Source organism: Achromobacter sp. SIMBA_011 (assembly GCF_046535435.1).
GTDB classification, from domain to species: domain Bacteria; phylum Pseudomonadota; class Gammaproteobacteria; order Burkholderiales; family Burkholderiaceae_B; genus Achromobacter; species Achromobacter dolens.
In genome coordinates, this window is sequence record NZ_JAWRWN010000409.1 from 1 (window position 1) to 274 (window position 274).

Genomic DNA, 274 nt, shown 5'->3' on the forward strand with positions numbered 1-274 from the left:
GTTGGATTTTCATAATGATGAGCTTGTATATCTTTGCTTAAATCGCCTGTTCCAATACGCATTGGATGTATATTCACATTATCTTTTTGATACACCACAACAGTACTTTTTGTACCAAAATCAATTGCTACCACACCATCGTTAATGCTCGACTTTGGATCTCGCGCGACCATCGGGGTGGGTAAGTCAATAACTTGCTCAGCATCACTCTCTAGCTCCTCGGTCCATAAAGACCAATGACCAAGCTCAGTATCTTCGAGTATTTTTTCTTGAT

Annotated in this window: 1 protein-coding gene; it reads right to left on the reverse strand. The window is 40.1% G+C overall.

Annotated features, from left to right (window positions below):
* A partial coding sequence (locus SB816_RS31510) for a hypothetical protein (RefSeq protein WP_410548183.1) occupies window positions 1-274 on the reverse strand: 274 nt, incomplete at both ends.